1 protein-coding gene and 1 pseudogene are annotated in these 1,263 nt (G+C 44.6%); both read right to left on the reverse strand.

What is annotated here, in order from left to right; genetic code table 11:
- Nucleotides 1–57: 57 nt before the first annotated feature.
- A complete protein-coding gene (locus A3735_RS26405) occupies nt 58–792 on the reverse strand; it encodes an ABC transporter permease (protein WP_068514694.1) in 735 nt (244 codons plus the stop codon).
- A pseudogene (locus A3735_RS31490) lies at nt 789–1,263 on the reverse strand (ABC transporter ATP-binding protein); the annotation flags it as partial. The gene A3735_RS26405 and the pseudogene A3735_RS31490, both read right to left, overlap by 4 nt.

Raw genomic sequence — 1,263 nt, forward strand, 5'->3', positions numbered from 1 at the left:
AATAAATACAATCAATAAACCTTTAGATGATTTTNAATTAGTCATGTCTATCTCCCCTTAATCCGCTTTCTTCATATCAACGACCAAAACAGTGGCATAGAGCCAGGCCGAAATGAGCACAAGAAAATAAACAAAATCGCGCAAATCAATAACACCACGGGATATCGCATCGAAGTGAGTCAGGAAGCTTAGGTTAGCGAAGCCATCAACCAACCACAACGGCGCCCAAGACGAGAAAACATCCTGAACAATTGGAAACCCTGCTACCACCATTAGAAAGCACACCACCAAGGTTAGAATAAAGGCAATTATCTGGTTTTTCGTTGTTGCTGACAGGCATGAACCTATCGCCAAAAAACCACCAGACATTAGCCATGAACCAATATATCCAGCGAAAATCACGCCATTATCAGGCTCCCCAAGATAGTTAACGGTTATCCATAAAGGGAAGGTCAAAAGCAAAGCCAGACCGATAAAAAGCCACGCCGCAAGAAACTTGGCAACCACCAGCTCCAAAGTAGATAGAGGTAAAGTCATTAGCAACTCAATGGTGCCACTGCGACGTTCCTCAGACCATAAGCGCATCGCCACTGCAGGCACCAAAACAAGATATAGCCAGGGAATGAAGTTAAAGAAAGCCCCAAGGTCAGCCTGACCTTGCTCAAAGAAATGCCCCAAATAGAAAGTAAACACACCACTGAGCATTAGAAATATAACGATAAAGATATAAGCGACAGGCGTTGAGAAATAACTCGCCAACTCCCTTTTTAATACAATATTCATGACGTTCATGAGCGACCTCCCGTACGAGCAGCCTGCTCTGCTTCGATTGTTACCTTCCTAAAGACATCATCCAACTGCCCCGTCTCGACATGCAGTTCTTCTATCTGACAATTGGCGGCATGTAACACGGAGTTAATTGGTGCAAGAATCGCCTGCCCATTCACTGGGTAAGCCTTGATTGAACCTGTCGAGTCACTATCAACTGATTCAACCTGCGGTAAAGCTTGCAGCTGTCTGATAATGTCTTCATTATGTTCTGAAAGCCTGACTGTCACCGCGTTATGATGCTCTGACATGGCAGCTAGTTCTTCAGGCGTTCCATCAAAGACGATGGCTCCTTGAGCCAAAATCATGGCACGAGAACAAACCGCACTCACCTCTTCAAGTATATGCGTCGAGACAATAACAATCTTGTCTTCTGACAAATCGTGGATTAACTGTCGAACCTGATGTTTTTGGTTTGGGTCCAAGCCATCAGTC

The sequence above is a fragment of the Oleiphilus sp. HI0061 genome (genome assembly GCF_001635675.1).